This window comes from Aquimarina sp. Aq107 (assembly GCF_943733665.1).
Classification (GTDB): domain Bacteria; phylum Bacteroidota; class Bacteroidia; order Flavobacteriales; family Flavobacteriaceae; genus Aquimarina.
This window is the reverse complement of sequence record NZ_OX030782.1, coordinates 3599912-3623282: the sequence shown is the minus strand read 5'-3', so window position 1 is coordinate 3623282 and position 23371 is coordinate 3599912. Positions and strand designations below refer to the sequence as shown.

The following is a 23371-nucleotide window of genomic DNA, read 5'->3' as shown; positions in this document are numbered from 1 at the left end:
ATCCGCACGTTTTTATTAACATAATTCGGTACATATTATCGATTAAATGCTGTTTAATAACGATAAAATGCAAATTATTGTTGTTTTTGTATTTTTAGTAAGATTTTTTCACAAAGGGAATTTTCAAACCACTATGGTTTGTATCTCTTTGTAATTTAATTCCCCTATTTAAATACAGTTGTTAAAATAAATATTAATTCTTGTGGTAGAAATCAGATGGGCTTTGTTTTGAAGATTCTTCATTATGACGATGATTAAGTATTATTAATTAATTTAAGTGTTTGAATTCTTAATTAAATATGGGTGATTTTTTACTAAGAATTCTGTTTTCTAATATACTGCGTTTACGTTTTAAGCTAATTGTATTTTCTTAATTTTAGTTAGGTCTTACTCTATACGTGATTTTTCGATTAGTAATAACCGTTGCCGCCCCAACGATAGCTCGATTTCCAAATTCAGAGGTAGTATTTGATATTGTTGCTGTACTAGTAACTATACTTCCAACAGGAATTGTTGTACCTAATGGTATACTAATATTAAATCTATTGGTGTTATCAGTGTTTCCGTCTGCATTTGTATATAACGAAATAGTAGTATCAAGATCTGTACCGCTTCCTTCAGTACCAGAACCTAAATATGTTTGACCTTCACCATAGTCTAGACTAAGTCCTAATTGATTATCCCCAACAGCAGCGGTTCCTTGGTTTATATCCGTTAAGTATACTTCTATTATGGCACCTGGGCGTGACCAACCAGTAATTTTTAAAGTTGTTCCGGAAATGGTTACAGATTCAAAAACTGGAAAATTTAAACTTCCATTCGGCCCTGCATCCGTATCTCCTGTATCATTAATAGTTACGCCATCATTCGCAATATCTATTCCTAGAGCATCGACAACCGTACCGTTGGCAAAAATAGAATTTTGAGAGATTAGGTTTCCAGATGTGGTTCCACCAGTTAATATAATACCAGCTCCTGCATTATTATTAATAATGTTATTAGTAATAGAAGAATTACTTTGCGCTAAATTGATACCACTAAGTTCAGTACATCCAGCGCCACTATTGCTACCAGATGTAGTAATAGTATTTTCGGTAATTGTTACATTACCTTGATTATCAAATATCCCTGTTGCAGCCGAGTTGTTTATAAGATTATTTTGTATTAATACACCACTTCCATTAGCAACTCTGATATTATACTCACAATTTCTAAAACCATTATTGGTAATATGATTATTTTGTATTAAGGTTGATGTACCTCCATTAACGGAGATTCCAAAATCGGTATTTGAGGAGATATAGTTACTGTCAAGAGTTACTTGTCCTCCATTAATTTCAAAGCCATCATCAACATAACTTCCAACTCCAACTGTTCCAGTAACTCCTAGGGCATTAACACCTAAAAGGTTTGCTATTACTAGATTTCCCGTTCCAGAATCTTGTCGTATAGCTCTTCTGTTTCCACCATATACTGCTAAATTTCTTACAACAATATTCGATGCTTGCAATTGAATAACATCACCAAAATCACTGCGGACTTGTATTTCTGGTAAATCATAGTTTGGTAATATGGTTGCTGAAAGACCAACGTTAGTTCCTCCTGATCCTATTGTGCCTGTATTTGTGTCACCAGAGTAAGCAGTTTGGGTTCTACCATCTATATGAGTTGAATCGTCTGTAACATCATCAAGTGGATCTGCGTTTGGTAAATTGATATCAAAAAAACCAGTAATAAAGTTTGGATCCGTGACCCTTCCCAATGGATCTCCAGTAGGAGGTATCATAAATATAGAGGTGTCTTCTCCAGCTGCGGGATCAAATATACTATTAGGTTCAATGTTTAATACTGTTTCGTCAAGATTATTAGAATTAATTATAAATTGACCTAGAGAGCCTTGACCGCTAGAGTTGGTGTTTACTATACTGTTGAAATTGAAACCAAAATCAACACCAACAGCTCCTTCATTTTCAATTGTTATAGTAGAAATTGTTTGCGCGTTTGTAATCGTCCCAGCAGCAACATCTTCGTTTGCAGGATTAGCACCACCTATTTCGTCAGTAATAAAACTAAGGGTATTAGGAGAACCAACGGCAATAGGTATATAGTCAGATCTAAACGTTTGTATAGGTAAACAAGTTGTACAGGCAGATCCGCCGCCTCTAGAAGAACGTACAGTATTGTTAACCACTCTTAAACTATATGTTCCGTTAGCCATTCCACCAATATTATATTCTCCGTTTATATCTGTAATATCAGAATCGATAAAAGTGTCTGTATTATCGTACAACTCTACCAAAACTCCTTCTATTCCTACTCCAGATGAAGTGGCAAGATCTCTTCCCGTTCCTCCTGGATAATTAATATCTTCGAAAACGGTTCCAGTGATTAGGTTACTAGGAACTTTTAATAATACAGAATTTAGTAATACAAAATCACCACCGGTTTCAATATTTGTGGTAGCAGTAGTTTCTCCGGTAGTTATAAGAGAAGAAATATCATAAGTGTCAAGATCAAAACCAAATAAAGACGTGTTATTTATAGGGGGATCTGGAGGAATAGGTGTATCATCATAAATTGTAGAGTTGAATACACTTTCAAGAGGAGGTGAATTATTACCATCACCAGTAAGATTGGTTGTTCCTGCTGTTGTTGTTATAGATATCACTTCATTTCCTGTTCGTTGAGGGTCTCCTTCCCAAGATAAAACCGAAGTTTTTGAACCTGCAGATCCTATAGCAAAAAAGCCACTTAAAGCGTAGTTTGTAGTAGTATTTACTTGACCATCAAAACCATTATACATATTGATCGTTACGGCTGGTAATGTTGGGTTTGTATAGAAAATATATAATGCCCATCCACCAAATACAGCAGTGCTAGTACAATAGCTGAAATTATCATCCGTAGTATCAATACTAAGTCCAGAAAAGTCATACGTATTTGTTGAAGGGTTAGGAATACTTTGAATTATAGATGTAACATCACTTACCATTCCATAATAAATACCAAAAGCTGTATTCACAACGTCAGCAGTTACAGTTTGTCCTTCAAAAGTGACTACATCATCGGCAGCCGTGCTAGAATGCGCCCATGTTAAATATGCTTTTTCTATAGTAGATCCAGGTAGTATCGTTGTAGTTAATGTGTTTGAAGAAGATGTAGTAATAGCACAAGGATCACCACTTTCATCTTCAGTTCTTAGCGTACCTGCTGTTAAGGCATAATCAAAATATCCATTAAATTCATCAAATAAAGCTAAGGGTACATCATCATTAATGGCAGGGTCGCCATCATCAGTAATTGTAATGGTACCATTTCCCATTCCTACAGATGGATTGCTAATATTGCTAAGATTTATAAAAAAGGTCTCGTCGTTTTCTCCAAAACTATTATTAATAATTGGTACCGTAAATGTTTGCGTTTCATTTAGGGTTCCGGCAAAATTTAAAGTACCTGAAGATGTAACGTAATCTGAATCTGCAAAAGCTGTATTGTCTACAGTATTATAATCTACAGAAAATCCTCCACCTATGGAACCACCAGTAAGTCTTGCAGTAATAGTTGCTATCCCTATATTTTCATTAACTGTCAAGTCAACAACAGAAACAATAGGGCCAAAAACTGCTGATATTTCTAAATTATCAATTAAAGCAAATTCTCCATTTTCCCAATTACAAAAACCACAACCTCCATTATTAATAAATCTAATTGTGGTATTAGCAGAAATAAATCCGGAGATATCTTGGTTAAAAGTCCCATTCTGACTTCCGGTGAATGATCCTATTTCAGTGAAGTTTGTACCATCTGAGGATATTTGAATGTTTAGTTCTTCCCCATTGGTACCTCCATCTAGACCGCTAGTTTCCCAATCAAATGATAAAGTTGCTGAAGAAGCTCCGGTAAGATTAGCAGTTCTTCTTATGTTTTCATCGTTTACGAACAACCAATCAAATCTAAGATCTCCTCCAGTTATTCTTATAAATCCGTTATTTGGACTGTTATTGTCATTTGTTTCAATCCAGTTTCCTGCCCAATTTTGACTTCCGTTATTGTTGGCATAAGATACTGTACTAAAATTATCTCTATAGGTTTCTTGAGAAAATAAAGTATAGGGTAGTAAATACACAATCATAATACCAATAGTTAGGTATTTAGATAAAGTTTTGTATAATTTTATAAGTTTCATATAAAAATTATCTTACCACGAATACTACATTAATTAATGTGTTAAAATCAGGAGGTGTACCTATTATATCATAGGTCATAACTCCATTGTCATCTATTTCAACATTTGCGAAAACTGTAGGGTCATAAAAAGTTACATAATAATACAATTCATTCGCCAAGTATGTCGGTATAGCTCCTGGTGCACTAGTACTAGAGGCAGAAGTGGCAGCATTTGCTAGAGTATATTGATCAATATACTGTTGATATAAATTGATGCTTTCATCACCTGGGGCTGCTGTATTAGCAGAAATCGTACTCGCATCAATAGCAATTGATGGTGGATAGAATATCCTAGCAGCTTTAGAAGTAATCGGCGCGATGTCCTGAATTACATCTTCTACAGTTCCTTCCGTGGTTCCATCACCATCCACATCTACAGGATTATCAGAATCAACTTCAGAAGCTGTTTGATCATCTGTGTTGTCTAAATATGGAGTTAGGTCAATAGCTGGAGTTGGAGTTGGATCTCCGGTTAAGCTTAATATATTTCCACTTAAAGAGAGATCTTGATCATCAGTTGCCGGATCACCAGCAGGCCCAGTAGCTCCTGTAACACCGTCAGTCTGGATAACAAGACCAATTACTATTTGTGAACCTCTAGCAGATCCGTTATCAGCAATAGTTCTGAACGTTATTCTATCAGTTTCGTTAAGAGTGAATGGAGTAATAGGAACTATACTTGAAGTTGTTGAAGTTACAGAAATTGTTCTACCAGTTGCAACTCCATTTACATACAATTCTACTGTTCCAGTTGCTGCTGTTCGACTTGAAAAAGATAGCTTAGTAGCTACAGACTCATATCCTACAACTACTCCAGATTGACTAGTAGCACCATTACCAAACGAAAATTGAAAACCTGAACCTGTACCAACATTTAATCCTCCACTTTCTTCTGCCCAAATAACATCTAAACCACCTCCATTTGGAACATCTCCTGTAGGTCCTTGAATACCTTGTGGTCCCTGTGCACCAGTATCACCTTGCGGTCCTTGAATACCTTGTGGTCCCTGCGCACCAGTATCACCTTGCGGTCCTTGAATACCTTGTGGTCCCTGCGCACCAGTGTCACCTTGCGGTCCCTGAATACCTTGTGGTCCCTGCGCACCAGTGTCACCTTGCGGCCCTTGAATACCTTGTGGTCCCTGTGCACCAGTATCACCTTGCGGCCCTTGAATACCTTGTGGTCCCTGTGCTCCAGTATCACCTTGCGGTCCTTGAATACCTTGTGGTCCCTGTGCACCAGTATCACCTTGCGGTCCTTGAATACCTTGTGGTCCCTGCGCACCAGTATCACCTTGCGGTCCTTGAATACCTTGTGGTCCCTGCGCACCAGTGTCACCTTGCGGTCCCTGAATACCTTGTGGTCCCTGCGCACCAGTGTCACCTTGCGGCCCTTGAATACCTTGTGGTCCCTGTGCACCAGTATCACCTTGCGGCCCTTGAATACCTTGTGGTCCCTGTGCTCCAGTATCACCTTGCGGTCCTTGAATACCTTGTGGTCCCTGTGCTCCAGTATCACCTTGTGGTCCTTGAATACCTTGTGGTCCCTGTGCACCAGTATCACCTTGCGGTCCTTGAATACCTTGTGGTCCCTGCGCACCAGTATCACCTTGCGGTCCTTGAATACCTTGTGGTCCCTGCGCACCAGTGTCACCTTGCGGTCCTTGAATACCTTGTGGTCCTTGCGCACCAGTATCACCTTGCGGTCCTTGAATACCTTGTGGTCCCTGCGCACCAGTGTCACCTTGCGGTCCCTGAATACCTTGTGGTCCCTGCGCACCAGTGTCACCTTGCGGCCCTTGAATACCTTGTGGTCCCTGTGCACCAGTATCACCTTGCGGTCCTTGAATACCTTGTGGTCCCTGTGCTCCAGTATCACCTTGTGGTCCTTGAATACCTTGTGGTCCCTGTGCACCAGTATCACCTTGCGGTCCTTGAATACCTTGTGGTCCCTGCGCTCCAGTGTCACCTTGTGGTCCTTGAATACCTTGTGGTCCCTGTGCACCAGTATCACCTTGCGGTCCTTGAATACCTTGTGGTCCCTGTGCTCCAGTGTCACCTTGCGGTCCTTGAATACCTTGTGGTCCCTGTGCACCAGTATCACCTTGTGGTCCTTGAATACCTTGTGGTCCCTGTGCTCCAGTATCACCTTGTGGTCCTTGAATACCTTGTGGTCCCTGTGCTCCAGTATCACCTTGCGGTCCTTGAATACCTTGTGCACCAGTGTCACCTTGCGGCCCTTGAATACCTTGTGGTCCCTGCGCTCCAGTATCACCTTGCGGTCCTTGAATACCTTGTGGTCCTTGCGCACCAGTATCACCTTGCGGTCCTTGAATACCTTGTGGTCCTTGCGCACCAGTATCACCTTGTGGCCCTTGAATACCTTGTGGTCCCTGTGCTCCAGTATCACCTTGCGGTCCTTGAATACCTTGTGGTCCCTGTGCACCAGTATCACCTTGCGGTCCTTGAATACCTTGTGGTCCCTGCGCTCCAGTATCACCTTGCGGTCCTTGAATACCTTGTGGTCCCTGTGCTCCAGTGTCACCTTGTGGTCCTTGAATACCTTGCGGTCCTTGTGCCCCAGTATCACCTTGCGGTCCTTGAATACCTTGTGGTCCCTGTGCTCCAGTGTCACCTTGTGGCCCTTGAATACCTTGTGGTCCCTGTGCTCCAGTATCACCTTGTGGTCCTTGAATACCTTGTGGTCCTTGAATACCTTGTGGTCCCTGTGCACCAGTATCACCTTGCGGTCCTTGAATACCTTGTGGTCCCTGCGCTCCAGTATCACCTTGCGGTCCTTGAATACCTTGTGGTCCCTGTGCTCCAGTGTCACCTTGCGGTCCTTGAATACCTTGTGGTCCTTGCGCACCAGTATCACCTTGCGGTCCTTGAATACCTTGTGGTCCCTGTGCTCCAGTGTCACCTTGTGGCCCTTGAATACCTTGTGGTCCTTGCGCCCCAGTATCACCTTGCGGTCCTTGAATACCTTGTGGTCCCTGTGCACCAGTGTCACCTTGCGGTCCTTGAATACCTTGTGGTCCCTGTGCTCCAGTATCACCTTGTGGTCCTTGAATACCTTGTGGTCCCTGTGCACCAGTGTCACCTTGCGGTCCTTGAATACCTTGTGGTCCCTGTGCTCCAGTATCACCTTGCGGTCCTTGAATACCTTGTGGTCCTTGCGCACCAGTGTCACCTTGCGGTCCTTGAATACCTTGTGGTCCCTGTGCTCCAGTGTCACCTTGCGGTCCTTGAATACCTTGTGGTCCCTGCGCACCAGTGTCACCTTGCGGTCCTTGAATACCTTGTGGTCCTTGCGCACCAGTATCACCTTGCGGTCCTTGAATACCTTGTGGTCCTTGCGCTCCAGTGTCACCTTGTGGTCCTTGAATACCTTGTGGCCCTTGTGCACCAGTGTCACCTTGCGGTCCTTGAATACCTTGCGGTCCTTGAATACCTTGCGGTCCTTGCGCACCAGTATCACCTTGTGGTCCTTGAATACCTTGTGGTCCTTGTGCACCAGTGTCTCCTTGCGGTCCTTGAATACCTTGCGGTCCTTGCGCACCAGTGTCTCCTTGCGGTCCTTGAATACCTTGTGGCCCTTGCGCACCAGTGTCTCCTTGCGGTCCTTGAATACCTTGTGGCCCTTGTGCACCAGTGTCTCCTTGAGGTCCTTGAATACCTTGCGGTCCTTGTGCACCAGTGTCTCCTTGCGGTCCTTGAATACCTTGTGGCCCTTGTGCACCAGTGTCTCCTTGCGGTCCTTGAATACCTTGTGGTCCTTGCGCACCAGTATCACCTTGTGGTCCTTGAATACCTTGCGGTCCTTGTGCACCAGTATCTCCTTGTGGTCCTTGAATACCTTGTGGCCCTTGCGCCCCAGTATCACCTTGCGGTCCTTGAATACCTTGTGGTCCTTGCGCCCCAGTATCACCTTGAGGTCCTTGAATACCTTGCGGTCCTTGTGCACCAGTGTCCCCTTGCGGTCCTTGAATACCTTGTGGTCCTTGCGCACCAGTATCACCTTGCGGTCCTTGAATACCTTGTGGTCCTTGCGCCCCAGTATCACCTTGCGGTCCTTGAATACCTTGTGGTCCTTGCGCACCAGTATCACCTTGAGGTCCTTGAATACCTTGCGGTCCTTGTGCACCAGTGTCCCCTTGCGGTCCTTGAATACCTTGCGGTCCTTGCGCACCAGTATCACCTTGCGGTCCTTGAATACCTTGCGGTCCTTGCGCACCAGTATCACCTTGCGGTCCTTGAATACCTTGTGGTCCTTGTGCACCGGTATCACCTTGCGGTCCTTGAATACCTTGAGGTCCTTGCGCACCAGTGTCTCCTTGTGGTCCTTGCGCACCAGTATCACCTTGCGTTCCTTGTGCACCAGTGTCTCCTTGAGGTCCCTGAATACCTTGCGGTCCTTGTGCACCAGTGTCCCCTTGCGGTCCTTGAATACCTTGTGGTCCTTGCGCCCCAGTATCACCTTGCGGTCCTTGAATACCTTGTGGTCCTTGCGCCCCAGTATCACCTTGCGGTCCTTGAATACCTTGTGGTCCTTGCGCACCAGTGTCTCCTTGTGGTCCTTGAATACCTTGCGGTCCTTGTGCACCAGTATCTCCTTGTGGTCCTTGAATACCTTGTGGCCCTTGCGCCCCAGTATCACCTTGCGGTCCTTGAATACCTTGTGGTCCTTGCGCCCCAGTATCACCTTGAGGTCCTTGAATACCTTGCGGTCCTTGTGCACCAGTGTCCCCTTGCGGTCCTTGAATACCTTGTGGTCCTTGCGCACCAGTATCACCTTGCGGTCCTTGAATACCTTGTGGTCCTTGCGCCCCAGTATCACCTTGCGGTCCTTGAATACCTTGTGGTCCTTGCGCACCAGTATCACCTTGAGGTCCTTGAATACCTTGCGGTCCTTGTGCACCAGTGTCCCCTTGCGGTCCTTGAATACCTTGCGGTCCTTGCGCACCAGTATCACCTTGCGGTCCTTGAATACCTTGCGGTCCTTGCGCACCAGTATCACCTTGCGGTCCTTGAATACCTTGTGGTCCTTGTGCACCGGTATCACCTTGCGGTCCTTGAATACCTTGAGGTCCTTGCGCACCAGTGTCTCCTTGTGGTCCTTGCGCACCAGTATCACCTTGCGTTCCTTGTGCACCAGTGTCTCCTTGAGGTCCCTGAATACCTTGCGGTCCTTGTGCACCAGTGTCCCCTTGCGGTCCTTGAATACCTTGTGGTCCTTGCGCCCCAGTATCACCTTGCGGTCCTTGAATACCTTGTGGTCCTTGCGCCCCAGTATCACCTTGCGGTCCTTGAATACCTTGTGGTCCTTGCGCACCAGTGTCTCCTTGTGGTCCTTGAATACCTTGTGGTCCTTGCGCCCCAGTATCACCTTGTGGCCCTTGTGCACCAGTGTCTCCTTGCGGTCCTTGAATACCTTGTGGTCCTTGCGCACCAGTGTCTCCTTGCGGTCCTTGAATACCTTGTGGTCCTTGTGTACCAGTATCTCCTTGTGGCCCTTGTGCACCAGTGTCTCCTTGAGGTCCTTGAATACCTTGCGGTCCTTGCGCACCAGTATCACCTTGTGGTCCTTGCGCACCAGTATCACCTTGCGGTCCTTGTGCACCAGTGTCTCCTTGCGGTCCTTGAATACCTTGTGGCCCTTGTGCACCAGTGTCTCCTTGCGGTCCTTGAATACCTTGTGGTCCTTGCGCACCAGTGTCTCCTTGAGGTCCTTGAATACCTTGCGGTCCTTGCGCACCAGTATCACCTTGCGGTCCTTGAATACCTTGTGGTCCTTGCGCACCAGTGTCTCCTTGCGGTCCTTGAATACCTTGTGGCCCTTGTGCACCAGTGTCTCCTTGCGGTCCTTGAATACCTTGTGGTCCTTGCGCACCAGTGTCTCCTTGCGGTCCTTGAATACCTTGTGGCCCTTGTGCACCAGTGTCTCCTTGCGGTCCTTGAATACCTTGTGGTCCTTGTGCACCAGTGTCTCCTTGCGGTCCTTGAATACCTTGTGGCCCTTGCGCACCAGTGTCTCCTTGTGGTCCTTGAATACCTTGTGGTCCTTGTGTACCAGTATCTCCTTGTGGCCCTTGTGCACCAGTGTCTCCTTGAGGTCCTTGAATACCTTGCGGTCCTTGCGCACCAGTATCACCTTGTGGTCCTTGCGCACCAGTATCACCTTGCGGTCCTTGTGCACCAGTGTCTCCTTGCGGTCCTTGAATACCTTGTGGCCCTTGTGCACCAGTGTCTCCTTGCGGTCCTTGAATACCTTGTGGTCCTTGCGCACCAGTGTCTCCTTGAGGTCCTTGAATACCTTGCGGTCCTTGCGCACCAGTATCACCTTGCGGTCCTTGAATACCTTGTGGTCCTTGCGCACCAGTGTCTCCTTGCGGTCCTTGAATACCTTGTGGCCCTTGTGCACCAGTGTCTCCTTGCGGTCCTTGAATACCTTGTGGTCCTTGTGCACCAGTGTCTCCTTGCGGTCCTTGAATACCTTGTGGCCCTTGTGCACCAGTGTCTCCTTGCGGTCCTTGAATACCTTGTGGCCCTTGTGCACCAGTGTCTCCTTGAGGTCCCTGAATACCTTGTGGTCCTTGCGCACCAGTGTCTCCTTGAGGTCCTTGAATACCTTGCGGTCCTTGCGCACCAGTGTCTCCTTGTGGTCCTTGAATACCTTGTGGTCCTTGCGCACCAGTATCACCTTGTGGTCCTTGAATACCTTGCGGTCCTTGTGCACCAGTGTCTCCTTGCGGTCCTTGAATACCTTGCGGTCCTTGCGCACCAGTGTCTCCTTGTGGTCCTTGAATACCTTGTGGTCCTTGCGCACCAGTATCACCTTGTGGTCCTTGCGCACCAGTGTCTCCTTGTGGTCCTTGCGCACCAGTATCACCTTGCGTTCCTTGAATACCTTGTGGTCCTTGCGCACCAGTGTCTCCTTGAGGTCCTTGAATACCTTGTGGTCCTTGCGCACCAGTGTCACCTTGCGGTCCTTGAATACCTTGTGGTCCTTGCGCCCCAGTATCACCTTGCGGTCCTTGAATACCTTGTGGTCCTTGTGCACCAGTGTCTCCTTGAGGTCCTTGAATACCTTGCGGTCCTTGCGCACCAGTATCACCTTGCGTTCCTTGTGCACCAGTGTCTCCTTGAGGTCCCTGAATACCTTGCGGTCCTTGTGCACCAGTGTCCCCTTGCGGTCCTTGAATACCTTGTGGTCCTTGCGCACCAGTATCACCTTGCGGTCCTTGAATACCTTGTGGTCCTTGCGCCCCAGTATCACCTTGCGGTCCTTGAATACCTTGTGGTCCTTGTGCACCAGTGTCTCCTTGCGGTCCTTGAATACCTTGTGGCCCTTGTGCACCAGTGTCTCCTTGCGGTCCTTGAATACCTTGTGGTCCTTGCGCACCAGTGTCTCCTTGAGGTCCTTGCGCACCAGTGTCTCCTTGCGGTCCTTGAATACCTTGTGGTCCTTGAATACCTTGTGGTCCTTGCGCACCAGTGTCTCCTTGCGGTCCTTGAATACCTTGTGGCCCTTGTGCACCAGTGTCTCCTTGAGGTCCTTGAATACCTTGTGGTCCTTGCGCACCAGTATCACCTTGCGGTCCTTGAATACCTTGTGGTCCTTGTGCACCAGTGTCTCCTTGTGGTCCTTGTGCACCGGTGTCTCCTTGTGGCCCTTGTGCACCAGTGTCTCCTTGCGGTCCTTGAATACCTTGTGGTCCTTGCGCACCAGTGTCTCCTTGAGGTCCTTGAATACCTTGCGGTCCTTGCGCACCAGTATCACCTTGTGGTCCTTGCGCACCAGTATCACCTTGCGGTCCTTGTGCACCAGTGTCTCCTTGCGGTCCTTGAATACCTTGCGGTCCTTGTGCACCGGTGTCTCCTTGTGGTCCTTGAATACCTTGTGGTCCTTGCGCCCCAGTATCACCTTGTGGTCCTTGTGCACCAGTGGGTCCTTGTGCACCTATAGTACCAATATTTGTTATAGTACCATCTTCGGAAGTATAAGTAAATGTACCATCGCCATTATCCATAAGAGTGGATATGGTTTCTGTAAAACTTCCTCCTCCGTTAGATAAGGTAATAGTATTACCAGTTTGACTTAAAATTTGGATTTCATTAGTAGGGTCGGAGTCTTGATCGTTTATTAGAGAAGTTAAATCAACAGACCCACCATTTTCTAGTGTTAGTATATTGGTAGTTGAATTAAATGTTAATGCTTGATTATCGTTGCCATTACATAAACTGGTCCAACTGTTATTGTTGAATTGAAAAATACATTGGTCATCCGTATTGTACACTAACGCTCCGTTTAAAGGAGTAAGTGCATTCATTTGAGCAGTATTTATTCTTGTCAAAACGAACGCTTTGTCAACACTTTCTAATTCCAAAATAGAAGAAGTATCTATTTGGTTAGGATTGTCACCAACTTTCACCTGTGCATATACATGGCTTAATGATGAAAGTATACATATAAAAAGAAGTAATTTTACCTTCATAGGCTGTAGGAAATTTCTTTTCAAAAAAGAGTTTTACCTCTCTTTGTTTGGGGTTATCACGTAACTATTTTCTTTAAACAAAACTAGTCTTTTATCTAAGCTAAGTTAGATAAGTTGCTAATATATTAATATTTTATTAACTACAAAAATACATATTTTATCCGATTAAATGCAATTATTTTCGATAAAATACTTTTTTATTCGATTTTTGACTTGAGTATAAGACACTATTATTCAATGTGAAGAGCGACTTTTTTTGATCTTAAGGCAAATTGAGAGGATAGTTCAAAAATAAAAATAAAAATATTTTTATTTTTATTTTTCATAAAATATAATACATTTGCGCCTGAAAAGCGGGAGTAGCTCAGTTGGTAGAGCGTCAGCCTTCCAAGCTGAATGTCGCCAGTTCGAACCTGGTCTCCCGCTCAAAGCTTCATCATTATGGTGAAGCTTTTTTTGTTTCTTTTGTTTTTCAGATTTGGCGAATGCCTTATTTTACTTAAGGCTAATTATAGGTTTGTTTTATCAGTTTTTTTATTGTTAAAGTAGAAATTCTGTTTGGTAATACTTACATTCGTTATTTCAGCTTCAAACAATAAAGGTTTATTTATGAATAGTAGAAGTTTTACAAATATTGTTAGGTATTTTATGGATGAGTGGTTACCGCCAGTTATCAGAGATTCTAAGTTTTTCATGTTTCTATTCTATTATTATGCATATAAAGGAAGGGATATAAAAACCGTAATGAATTTAAAATCCACAATTTTTAAATGGTCAGAGAAGGAGTTTTCTGATTTTTATTCTAATAGGGATACAAGGTTTTCTAACACTAGACAGACTGATATGTCTAAACAATGCCTAAAATATGTATTTGAAGAGATAAAATCTGATAACCAAACATTTATTGATGTTGGATGTGGAAATGGATTCTTACTCGAATATGCGAATAAAAAAGGATTTAAAACTGTGGGATGTGATATTATAGGTGGTAAAAGTTTTGATCATAGTGATTATTTTCAGGCTAATATAGAAAATTTGCCTTTTGAAGATAATTCCTTTGATGTAGTCTTCTCTACACATACTTTGGAACATGTTATAGATTTTGAAAAAGCTGTTAGAGAATTAAAAAGAATTACTAAAAAAACTTTATGTGTAGTAGTTCCTTGTCAAAGAGCTTATTATTATACTTTAGATGAGCATGTACGGTTTTTTCCTTACAAATGGATGCTTGAACAAGAAATGAAAATGAAATTTTATTCTTGTAAAAAAGTACATGGTGATTTAGTATTTATTGGTAATATAGAAAAAGAAAAAAGTATTATTTTAAATTAATGACTAAGAAGTATTTGTTAAATATTAGCTTTTGGTTAAAATTTATTGGAATAACCTTATTTTTTTATCTAATATATAAAGTAGGTTGGGAAGAAACTTTTGAATCAATTAAAAAGATTTCTTTTATTCATATCATTATCGCGGTATTTATTTTATGGTTAGCTTTTTACTTGAAAAGTATAAGGTGGAAAATTATTTCGAATTCATACGGAATTCCTTTAGTACAATATAAAGCCTTTAAAGTTTTTTTTATAGGCCTTTTTTTGGCTAATATCACCCCAGGACGCTTGGGAGATTTTGGTAGATTATTTTATATTAAGGATGAATTACCTACTCAGAAAATAGGTTGGTCTAGCTTGATTATGGATCGTCTTTTTGATTTAGTTGGTTTAATGTTTTTCAGTTTATTAGCGTTGTTTTATTATCAGTTTAATTTTGGTGTTCTAAAATTACCAAACAACAACATAGGATTGGTATTTTCCTTGATAGGCGTAATAACATTTTTTTTATTGATTTACAGGTTTAGAGGTAAGTTTAAGAGAATTGTTAAGCCTTGGATAGAAGCATTCAATTCTCATAATCTTGGATGCTCTAAAAGTATACTGGGTTTTGTGATTACCTGCTTAAGTATGATTATGATGTATGGAGTTTTTAATTATGTTGCCTGGGCTATGCGAATTGAGATTGATCATTTAGGGCTGTTTTTGGGGACTTTTGTTTTAGGGATACTGACATTGCTTCCTGTTACAGTGTTAGGAATTGGAGTTCGCGAAACATCTTTGATTTTTATTTTTCAGTTGTATGATCTTTCTGCAGAAGATGCTATAGCTTTATCCTTAATTATATTTATTCTTCAATTAATTTCATTTATTCCCGGAGCTATTTGGTTTTATTTATCACCGATACGTTTAAAAGATTTAAAACAAATGAAATAATAATTTTATTATTTGGATAACCTTTCGTTATCTTGAATATCCATCCACATTGCGAATAACAATGATTGAAATCCTGATATGGTTAGGAAGATAAATATGATTAGATAATCTGTCGGTGTTTTAGAATTTGGAACAAAAAAATTAGTTATTAGTTGGTAGAAGAAATAACTATTAATGATACCAATAATAAAAGCGACCCAATACAATAAATATAAAGGATGGAAACTACGATATAAATATTTTGTTTGAAGTCTTTTGAAAAAGCACCGAACTAATAAAAAGAGTATAGGTAAAGATACTTTGATGATATTTAATTTTGATTTTTCACCTACACCATATATTGGTTTAATCTTTACTTCTCTAATAGTACAGAATGCAATATTAAGTTTTACTAATAAATCATTGGGCATTCCATATCTTTTATAGATGTCATAAAGAGGTACAGAATTTAGAGCATTATTTGATATTGCAGTATATCCACTTTGAGTATCTGACACTCCCCAGTATCCTGAAGCGATCTTGGTTAGTATACTAAGAATTGAGTTGCCTAAAAAGCGCACTCTTGGGATAATTACCCAGGCGCTTTTATGGATCAAACGATTTCCTTTAACGTAATCTATATCTTCTTCTATGACGGGTTTACAAATAGATTCTAATTCATCAGGATCCATTTGTCCATCTCCAGCCATTACTGCTGTACAATCAATATTATGATCTTTACACCACTTATATCCAGTTGCAATAGCTGCTCCAACACCTCCATTTTCGAGATGTTTAATTATAATTATTTTTTCAAAATCTGGATTTTGATTAATAATTTCTGAAGGAGTAAATTTTTGAATTTCATCAATACTTTTTTGCTTTACTTCAATATCTGCACGATTATAAATATTAGGTATAATCTCGTTATTTAAGTTAGAAGTTATTTCGAGAGTTGATGTGTTATCGGTTAGGTTTTTTATCACCGTTTCGACGGTATCATCTTTTGAAGCATCATCAACTACAATAATTCTATCAACAAAAGAAGGCATGCTATTTAGAACCATCATTATTTGTTGAGATTCATTATAACAGGGTACTACTACTGCAACTGTTTTATTGTTAAGCATTATATTTTAATTTTATTCTTTATTTATTTTTTTGAGATTACTTGTTGCCCATTTTAAATTATTTTTTGCTAATGAATAATTTGGATTTAATTTAATTGCTTTTTGACAAGCTTCGGCTCCAAGTTTCCATTCTTGTAATTGATTATAGGCAGAACATATATTGTTGTAGGCAAAAGCATTTTTTGGATCAATTTGTAATATTTTTTCGCAGGTTGTTATAACTGATTTATATTCTTTTATTTGATAATATTTTAAACTTAGATCTAAAAGCTTTATAGGGTCATTAGTGTTTTTTGTTTGATTTTTTAATGAGTTTATTTCCTCTTGTATTTTAGTTAAGCTTTTTGAAATGTTATTTAAAAGGTTCTTAGATAGCGTATGATTAGGGCTTTTTTGAAGCGCAATTTTCACGTGCTTTTCAGCTTTTAAATATTTTTTTTGATCAAAAAGAAATTTTGCATAATAATAGTCAGCAGAAGGAGAACTTGTACTTAATTTAATTGCAGAATTGAAATATTCTTCAGCTTTACTATAATCCTTTTTAGCAGCGTGAAGAATTGCTAAATTTATATGTAAAACATAGTAATTTGGACTTAATGAATAGGCTTTATTGAAGTAATTGAGTGCTATATCATAATTTCCTTTTTGCATTTGAGTCAAACCATAATTCATCTGTCCTCTTCCATTTTTAGGGCTTTTGATAACTACATCAAGCCAAATAGACTCGATGGAATTCCAAACTTTATTTCTTTGAGTAGTACCATATCCGTGGCCTAAAAGAATTAAAGCAATAATAGATATTATGTAAATGTTTTGTTTTTTTTCTTTCTCAACAGTCTTTTGTTTTTCAATAACTTTTAGCAATCCATATGGGACAGCAATAAAAAGCCCAATAAAAGGAAAAAACATTCTATGGTCATTAGCGATTTGGAAAAGAGGATTTAGAGTTGTAGGCAATAAAGCAATAAAAAACCAAGCTATACCGAATGAAATAGGTCTTAATTCTTTTTTTAAAGATGTTTTTACCATTGTAAATAACATTCCAATTATTATACTTAATCCAAATAGTGTTTTAAAGCTGTACCAAGGTTTTATAATGGTGAAATCTGGATCTGCACTAAGGTTTATGGGTAAAATGAAGTTGCTTAAATAATGTGTGATAATGTACCATTGTGTGCTGAAATATTCAAATCTTGTAACAAAATAATTAGTAGAATCCGTAGATTCCGGCGTTAGGTAATATTGATTTAAAATAAAGAGAGAAGAAGCTATAATTCCAGAAGGAGCAGTTTTTTTAAAAATCTTTAGGAGCTTGGGAAGAATATTTTTCTTGGAAGGAGATAAAATTTCATGTTCTTCAAAAAGTATTACATAAGATACTAAAATAGGAAAAAACATGACTCCAGTTTGTTTTGTCCATATTCCAATAACCATAGTAATAAGATAAAGGTGCCATTTCCTAGTTGTAGTATTTATGTATAAAATGAGAGAAGCTACAATACATAATGTCGAAAAAGAATCTGACCTAGCGCATATATAATTAATAGTTTCCGCATTTGCAGCATGAAATGCAAACCATGCAGTTGCGAACAATGCAGTTAGTCCAACAAACTTATTTTTTGTTAAAGATGTTTTGTAGATATGTTTTAATAATAGAAAAACTAATACAATTAATACCAAAAACCATAAAAAGATGTGGGAATGATAATAATTAGAGTCCAATTTTCCTGCAATATTGTAATCAATAGCGTTCATCAATGTGATCATAGGGCGATACGCTCTATTTCCAGGTAATGAACTGAATGTATCTGCATCTTTGAAAAAAACGAGCCAATTATCTAAAGTTCTTATAGAATCGTTGTTAACGACTGTATGCATATCGTCGAAGATAAAGGGATTGTCGAAATGGTTGATGTATATAAAAAAAGTAGCAATTAGTATTGCTACTAAGATTTTTATTTCGAATTTTTTTGAAGTAAAATTTTTAAACATCTAGCTTTAAAATTTTAATTGTAATTGGTGATTGTATCGCTTATGGTTTGTTAAGGTTTGTGATTGTAGTATTCCCTTATTTTTCGTGTAAATGGGTTTAAATATAGTTGTTTTTATGTCTTTTTAATTGTATTGAAGATAAATATTTTTGTTTATGTCAAGTATTTATTCGTTTGGTAATTAATCCTGATGAATTTAAATCGAAAATAATTAGGCTTTAAAAAAGTATTTTTTCTAAAACAAATAAACAAAATGAATTATTTTATATTTGGGAGACACATATTCTGTATAGTAACAATAACAAGGTTTCCTATAGAAATAAATTAATTAAATGGATAAGAATTATTTTGCTCATGAAACGTCAGTGGTTGATGATGGATGTTTTATTGGAGAAGGTAGTAAAATATGGCACTTTTCTCATATTATGCCTAATTCCGTAATAGGTAGAAAATGTAACATAGGACAAAATGTTGTGATTTCACCGAAAGTAATTTTGGGAGATAATGTGAAAGTTCAAAATAATGTTTCTTTGTACACCGGAGTTGTTTGCGATGATAATGTTTTTTTGGGACCTTCTTGTGTTTTTACTAATGTTACAAATCCTAGAAGTGCTATAGATAGAAAAAAGGAATACGCCAAAACTCATGTAGGTAAAGGAGCTACTATCGGAGCTAATGCTACTATCGTTTGCGGTAATAATATTGGTATGTATGCATTTATAGGTGCTGGTACTGTTGTTACAAAAGAAGTGAAACCGTATGCCCTGGTTGTTGGGAATCCTGCTAAGCAAATAGGGTGGATGAGCGAATATGGACATAGGCTTGATTTTGATACTGATGACATAGCTATCTGTCCAGAAAGTAAAGAGAAATATGAACTTATCTCAGGAAATGTTTTTAAAATTTAATAGATGAAAAATAAGAACTTTGCAATTATGGGTGTTGGGGGTTATATAGCTCCAAGGCACTTAAAAGCAATTAAGGATACAGAGAATAATTTGATAGCTGCATTGGATAAATTTGATAGTGTTGGTGTTATTGATAGTTATTTCCCTCAATCACATTTTTTCGTGGAATTTGAACGTTTTGATAGACATATAGAGAAATTAAAGAGAAGAAGAAATATTCAACTTGACTATGTTAGTATTTGTACACCAAATTATTTGCATGATTCTCATATTAGAATGGCATTAAGAAGAGGAGCTAGTGCAATATGTGAGAAACCATTGGTTCTTAATCCTTGGAACATTGATACATTGGTTGAAATTGAAAAAGAATCTGAAGGGAAAGTAAATACTATTTTACAATTGAGATTGCATCCAAGTATTATAGCATTAAAGGAGAAGGTAGATAATGGTCCTAAAGACAAAATTTATGATTTCGACTTAACCTACTTAACTTCTCGAGGTAATTGGTATCACGCTTCTTGGAAAGGAGATGTTTCTAAATCTGGAGGAATAGCAACAAATATTGGAGTTCATTTTTACGATATGTTATCTTGGGTTTTTGGAAAGGTTAAAGGAAACAAAGTTCATTTATTAACAGATGATAGTGCTTCTGGATTTTTAGAATTCGAAAAAGCTAGAGTTCGTTGGTTTTTGTCTATTAATTACGACAATATTCCCGAAGATATAAAAGCACAAGGGAAAAGAACATACCGTTCAATTACCATTGATAATAAAGAAATAGAGTTTAGTACAGGGTTTACAGAGTTACATACACGTAGTTATGAGAGTATATTAGAAGGTAATGGTTATGGGCTTTTGGATGCTAAAACCTCAATACAAATTGTCCACGATATTAGAAATGCTGAAATTGTTTCTCTAAAAGGAGATTATCACCCTTTTGTAAAGAAAGTAATTTAGATTTCTTGTTTTGAATAATGTCAAATTTCAATAACCAAAAATGAACAAACAAAATATCTCAATAGTAATATCATTGTTTAATGAAGAGGAGAGTGTGATTCATTTTTGGAATTCGTTGGAGAGCGTATTGATTTCCATGCCTAAAAGAAGTTTTGAACTAATATGGGTAAATGATGGAAGTACGGATGGAACGCAGAGGTTAATTGATGAAATAAGAAAAGAAAAATCATTGAATAATATTAAAAATATTAGCATTGAATTTTCTAAAAATTTTGGACATGAATCTGCTATGATAGCCGGGATTGATAATGCATCTGGTGATGCAATTATTTGTATTGATTCTGATGGGCAACATCCTCCTGAAGAGATACCTAAAATGATTGAAGCATATAACAGTGGAAACGATATTGTATTAATGCAGCGTTCACAGCGTGAAGATAATGGATATTTTAAGAAGAAGTTTTCAAAAATATTTTATAAGGTAATAAATTATTTGTCGGCTATTAAATTTGAAGAAAATTCTACTGATTTCTTTTTAATTTCTAATCGTATTAAAGTTATACTTGCCTCTAATTTCAGGGATCGTAATAGATTTATACGTGGGTTTATACAATCATTAGGTTTTTCTAAAAGTAAATTATCGTTCAACGCACCTGCGAGAAAATATGGAGAGAGCAACTATTCTTATATTATGTTACTTAAGTTGGCGTTTAATGCAATATTTTCTTTTTCTAATAAGCCATTAAGAATTAGTATTTTTTTATCGATTATTTTTATTTTATTCACTATCGGCATGATAGTATATACTTTGTATACATATTTAAATGGAACTACAGCTCCGTCTGGATATAACACTATAATCATTTTTATGTCTGCTTCATTTTCTATTTTATTTGTTACGCTTTCTATCTTGTCACTTTATTTTGAGAAATTAATACAAGAAATGCGTAAGAGACCTATTTATATTATTAAACAAAAAAATGATTAATATGAATTCATTGATGAATACAATTAATCGTTTCGAGCTGTTTTTGAAAAGTAAAAAAGGGCTTAAGATAATATTATTGTCTATTGTTTTATTTAATACTGGGCTGTATATTAAGTCTAATTATAGTGATTATTCGTCGATTCAAGCCAGAAGAGATGCTTCTGGTTTCTCATCGGATAAAGCATATAAATTTGCTTATTTTTATTTTTACACTGATCATTTTCCTTTGGCTACCTTAAATAAGGATTTAGAATACTCAGAAGAAGGTGCAAATAAAGAAATAACTAATAGAGGTAAAGACTTAATTATGGAGTATAGGCATTGGTCTAGACTCGGTGAAAGCGCCCGGATTTTGGCATATTTGCCCAATGCTTATCTTAAAGGGTCTCCAGAAAATCCATCTATAAAATTATTTAATGGACTTATATTTACTATTGGGTTGCTATTGCTCTTTTTTGGGTTTTGGAAAATAAAAAAACCTTTGTTTGGTTTCCTTTTATGTTTTTTAATCAATTGTACACCCTTTTTTCTTTTTGAAGTATATTCTAATGAGAATATTTTTGGATTAATGGCGTCAGTATTTTTTATGATTATAGGTCTAAACATACATGTGTTATTTTTAAAATCTATAGATTATTTTAGACTCGGTTTTATTGCAATAATATCAGGAGTAATACTTGGGTTTTTTAGTGAGTTCAGAAATGAAATCTCGATAGTTATTGTTTCTTTATTATTGATTTATCTCTTATCAAAGAATATTAAGATCGTTCCTAGAATAGTCTTGGTCATAACGGTAGTTTTCTTTTTTAATTCTAGTAAAAAATATATTAGAAATCATTTCAATCTAAAATTCGAAAAAACTAGCCATTTTGTTAGTCTAAATAAAGGTCATGTATATAATGGTGCCAAAATTAGTGGTCATAATTTTTGGCATCCTATGTTTTGCGGACTAGGAGATTTTGACACCAAATATGGATACGAGTGGAATGATATCATAGCATATAATTATGCGATACCTATTTTGAATAAGAAGTATAATATGAATATTCGCTATTCTGGTAAATATCAGACAGATGATTATTACGATGATGCAAAACTATATTATAAAAAACCTGAAGAATTACCAAATTACGAAGAGGTCGTAAAGGAAAAAGTGTTGACTGATATTAAAAATGACCCCTTGTGGTATACAACTATTATTGTGAAAAGGGTGTTTAGAACACTGACTGCGACTATACCTATACCATATGCAGGTTTGTTGTTATTTCCTTTAATTTATTTTTTGATTAAGCGAAAAGATTGGGATTGGATCAAGCTTATTATTGTTTCACTTCCTTTATCGGCTACTTCGATCATGGTACATTCGGGTAGAGGTACAACCTATAACTCGCTATTTGTCTATTTCGTATTGGTGATTTTATTCGTCCATTTATGTAATTATTTTAAAAGGAAACTAAATACTTCAATACAAACTACAGGTGTTTCAGAAGAAAATTTAAAAAAAACTCTTAAAAAATAGAAAACCCAGTCAAAGTAGTTAATCTTTCTAATGCATACATTCCTAATTCAGAATTTCCTTTAGGATTTAATGGAGGGCTCCAAGTTGTAACGGCATATTGACCTGGATGAATAGCCGCAATTCCACCTCCAACTCCACTTTTACCAGGTAAACCTACTCTAAAACTAAACTCTCCTGCTTCATCATAAAAACCGCAAGTTTGCATAATAGCATTAATACGTTTTGTTTTTCTTTCAGAGATAACTTGTTTTTCACCAAATAGAGTCCTTCCAGAATTTGCATAAACCATAAAAGCGGTTGCTAATTCTTTACAAGACATAGCTATAGAACATTGGTAAATATATAAATCTAATACAGTTTCTATGTCGTTTTTGATATTACCAAAAGATTTCATCAAATGCAGTAGAGAAGCATTTCTATGACTATATTTCATTTCAGAATTAAAAACTTTTGAGTTAACATCAATAGTTACATTCCCCGCGATTTCATGAATAAATTCTAAAAGCTGTTTCTTGGGATTTTCTAGCGTCGAAACTAAAACATCAGCAATAACAAGAGCACCCGAATTAATTAAAGGGTTTCTGGGTATTCCGTTTTCGTACTCTAATTGTACTAAAGAATTAAAAGGATCTCCAGAAGGTTCCACATCTACTCGTTCAAACAACTCATCGTCTAATAAAGACATCGCTAGTGTTAAAGAAAATACCTTAGATATACTTTGAATAGAAAATTGTTCTTGTTCATTTCCAAAACCATAATGACCAGAGTTAATACAATATAAGTGCATTCCAAATTTATTTGGATCCACTTTAGCTAATTCAGGAATATAGGAGGCAACTTTACCATTATTTTGTTTATTCGATAATTCTTCTTGGATGGTGTCAAGAATTTTTTGGTACTGCATACA

At 38.4% G+C, this 23371-nt stretch carries 13 protein-coding genes and 1 tRNA gene; 8 read left to right on the top strand and 6 right to left on the bottom strand.

Annotated features, from left to right (window positions below; translation table 11 throughout):
* Positions 1-376: 376 nt before the first annotated feature.
* Complete coding sequence (locus tag NMK29_RS15555; RefSeq protein ID WP_234424201.1) at positions 377-4186, bottom strand: S-layer family protein; 3810 nt, start codon at positions 4184-4186, stop codon at positions 377-379.
* A 7-nt stretch (positions 4187-4193) separates the two neighbouring features.
* Positions 4194-4964 carry a hypothetical protein gene (locus NMK29_RS15550; RefSeq protein WP_254097306.1) on the bottom strand — a complete coding sequence of 257 codons (771 nt, stop codon included), beginning with the start codon at positions 4962-4964 and terminating at the stop codon, positions 4194-4196.
* Between NMK29_RS15550 and NMK29_RS23895 the strand changes: the two genes are divergently transcribed.
* Positions 4882-5049 (top strand): hypothetical protein, encoded by a 168-nt coding sequence (locus NMK29_RS23895; protein WP_254097230.1) that lies wholly within the window; start codon positions 4882-4884, stop codon positions 5047-5049. The genes NMK29_RS15550 and NMK29_RS23895 overlap by 83 nt on opposite strands.
* 85 nt (positions 5050-5134) lie before the next feature.
* On the opposite strand, the gene NMK29_RS23855 is transcribed toward NMK29_RS23895, so the two are convergent.
* Complete coding sequence (locus NMK29_RS23855; RefSeq protein WP_305883534.1) at positions 5135-12190, bottom strand: hypothetical protein; 7056 nt, start codon at positions 12188-12190, stop codon at positions 5135-5137.
* 888 nt (positions 12191-13078) lie between these two features.
* Here NMK29_RS23855 and NMK29_RS15530 point away from each other — a divergent pair.
* The 3 genes from NMK29_RS15530 to NMK29_RS15520 all read left to right on the top strand — a co-directional run bounded on the left by NMK29_RS15530 (position 13079) and on the right by NMK29_RS15520 (position 14992).
* Positions 13079-13151: transfer RNA gene (locus tag NMK29_RS15530), tRNA-Gly, on the top strand.
* A gap of 183 nt (positions 13152-13334) precedes the next feature.
* Positions 13335-14057 carry a methyltransferase domain-containing protein gene (locus tag NMK29_RS15525; RefSeq protein ID WP_108802330.1) on the top strand — a complete coding sequence of 241 codons (723 nt, stop codon included), beginning with the start codon at positions 13335-13337 and terminating at the stop codon, positions 14055-14057.
* Entirely contained in the window at positions 14057-14992 is a 936-nt protein-coding gene (locus tag NMK29_RS15520) for a lysylphosphatidylglycerol synthase transmembrane domain-containing protein (protein WP_108802331.1), read from the top strand. Before NMK29_RS15525 ends, NMK29_RS15520 begins: the two co-directional genes overlap by 1 nt.
* An 8-nt stretch (positions 14993-15000) precedes the next feature.
* Here the strand turns inward: NMK29_RS15520 and NMK29_RS15515 are convergent, their stop codons facing one another.
* Positions 15001-16101 carry a glycosyltransferase family 2 protein gene (locus tag NMK29_RS15515; protein WP_108802332.1) on the bottom strand — a complete coding sequence of 367 codons (1101 nt, stop codon included), beginning with the start codon at positions 16099-16101 and terminating at the stop codon, positions 15001-15003.
* A gap of 12 nt (positions 16102-16113) precedes the next feature.
* A complete protein-coding gene (locus NMK29_RS15510; RefSeq protein ID WP_108802333.1) occupies positions 16114-18093 on the bottom strand; it encodes a tetratricopeptide repeat protein in 1980 nt (659 codons plus the stop codon).
* A gap of 331 nt (positions 18094-18424) precedes the next feature.
* On the opposite strand from NMK29_RS15510, the gene NMK29_RS15505 reads away from it, so the two are divergent.
* From NMK29_RS15505 to NMK29_RS15490, 4 genes are read left to right on the top strand one after another with little or no spacing between them, the layout of a single operon-like run.
* The gene (locus NMK29_RS15505) at positions 18425-19000 is read left to right on the top strand and encodes an acyltransferase (RefSeq protein ID WP_108802334.1); all 576 of its coding nucleotides are present in this window, start codon (positions 18425-18427) and stop codon (positions 18998-19000) included.
* 3 nt (positions 19001-19003) lie between these two features.
* On the top strand, positions 19004-19957 hold the full coding sequence (locus tag NMK29_RS15500) for a Gfo/Idh/MocA family protein (protein ID WP_108802335.1): 954 nt from the start codon (positions 19004-19006) through the stop codon (positions 19955-19957).
* A 40-nt stretch (positions 19958-19997) separates the two neighbouring features.
* The gene (locus NMK29_RS15495; protein WP_108802336.1) at positions 19998-20945 is read left to right on the top strand and encodes a glycosyltransferase family 2 protein; all 948 of its coding nucleotides are present in this window, start codon (positions 19998-20000) and stop codon (positions 20943-20945) included.
* A gap of 1 nt (position 20946) precedes the next feature.
* Positions 20947-22464, top strand: coding sequence for a hypothetical protein (locus NMK29_RS15490; protein WP_159092128.1), 1518 nt, complete (start codon positions 20947-20949; stop codon positions 22462-22464).
* On the opposite strand, the gene NMK29_RS15485 is transcribed toward NMK29_RS15490, so the two are convergent.
* Entirely contained in the window at positions 22454-23368 is a 915-nt protein-coding gene (locus NMK29_RS15485; protein ID WP_108802338.1) for a glutaminase, read from the bottom strand. The two genes, NMK29_RS15490 and NMK29_RS15485, sit on opposite strands and share 11 nt — an antisense overlap.
* Between the last annotated feature and the right edge of the window lie 3 nt (positions 23369-23371).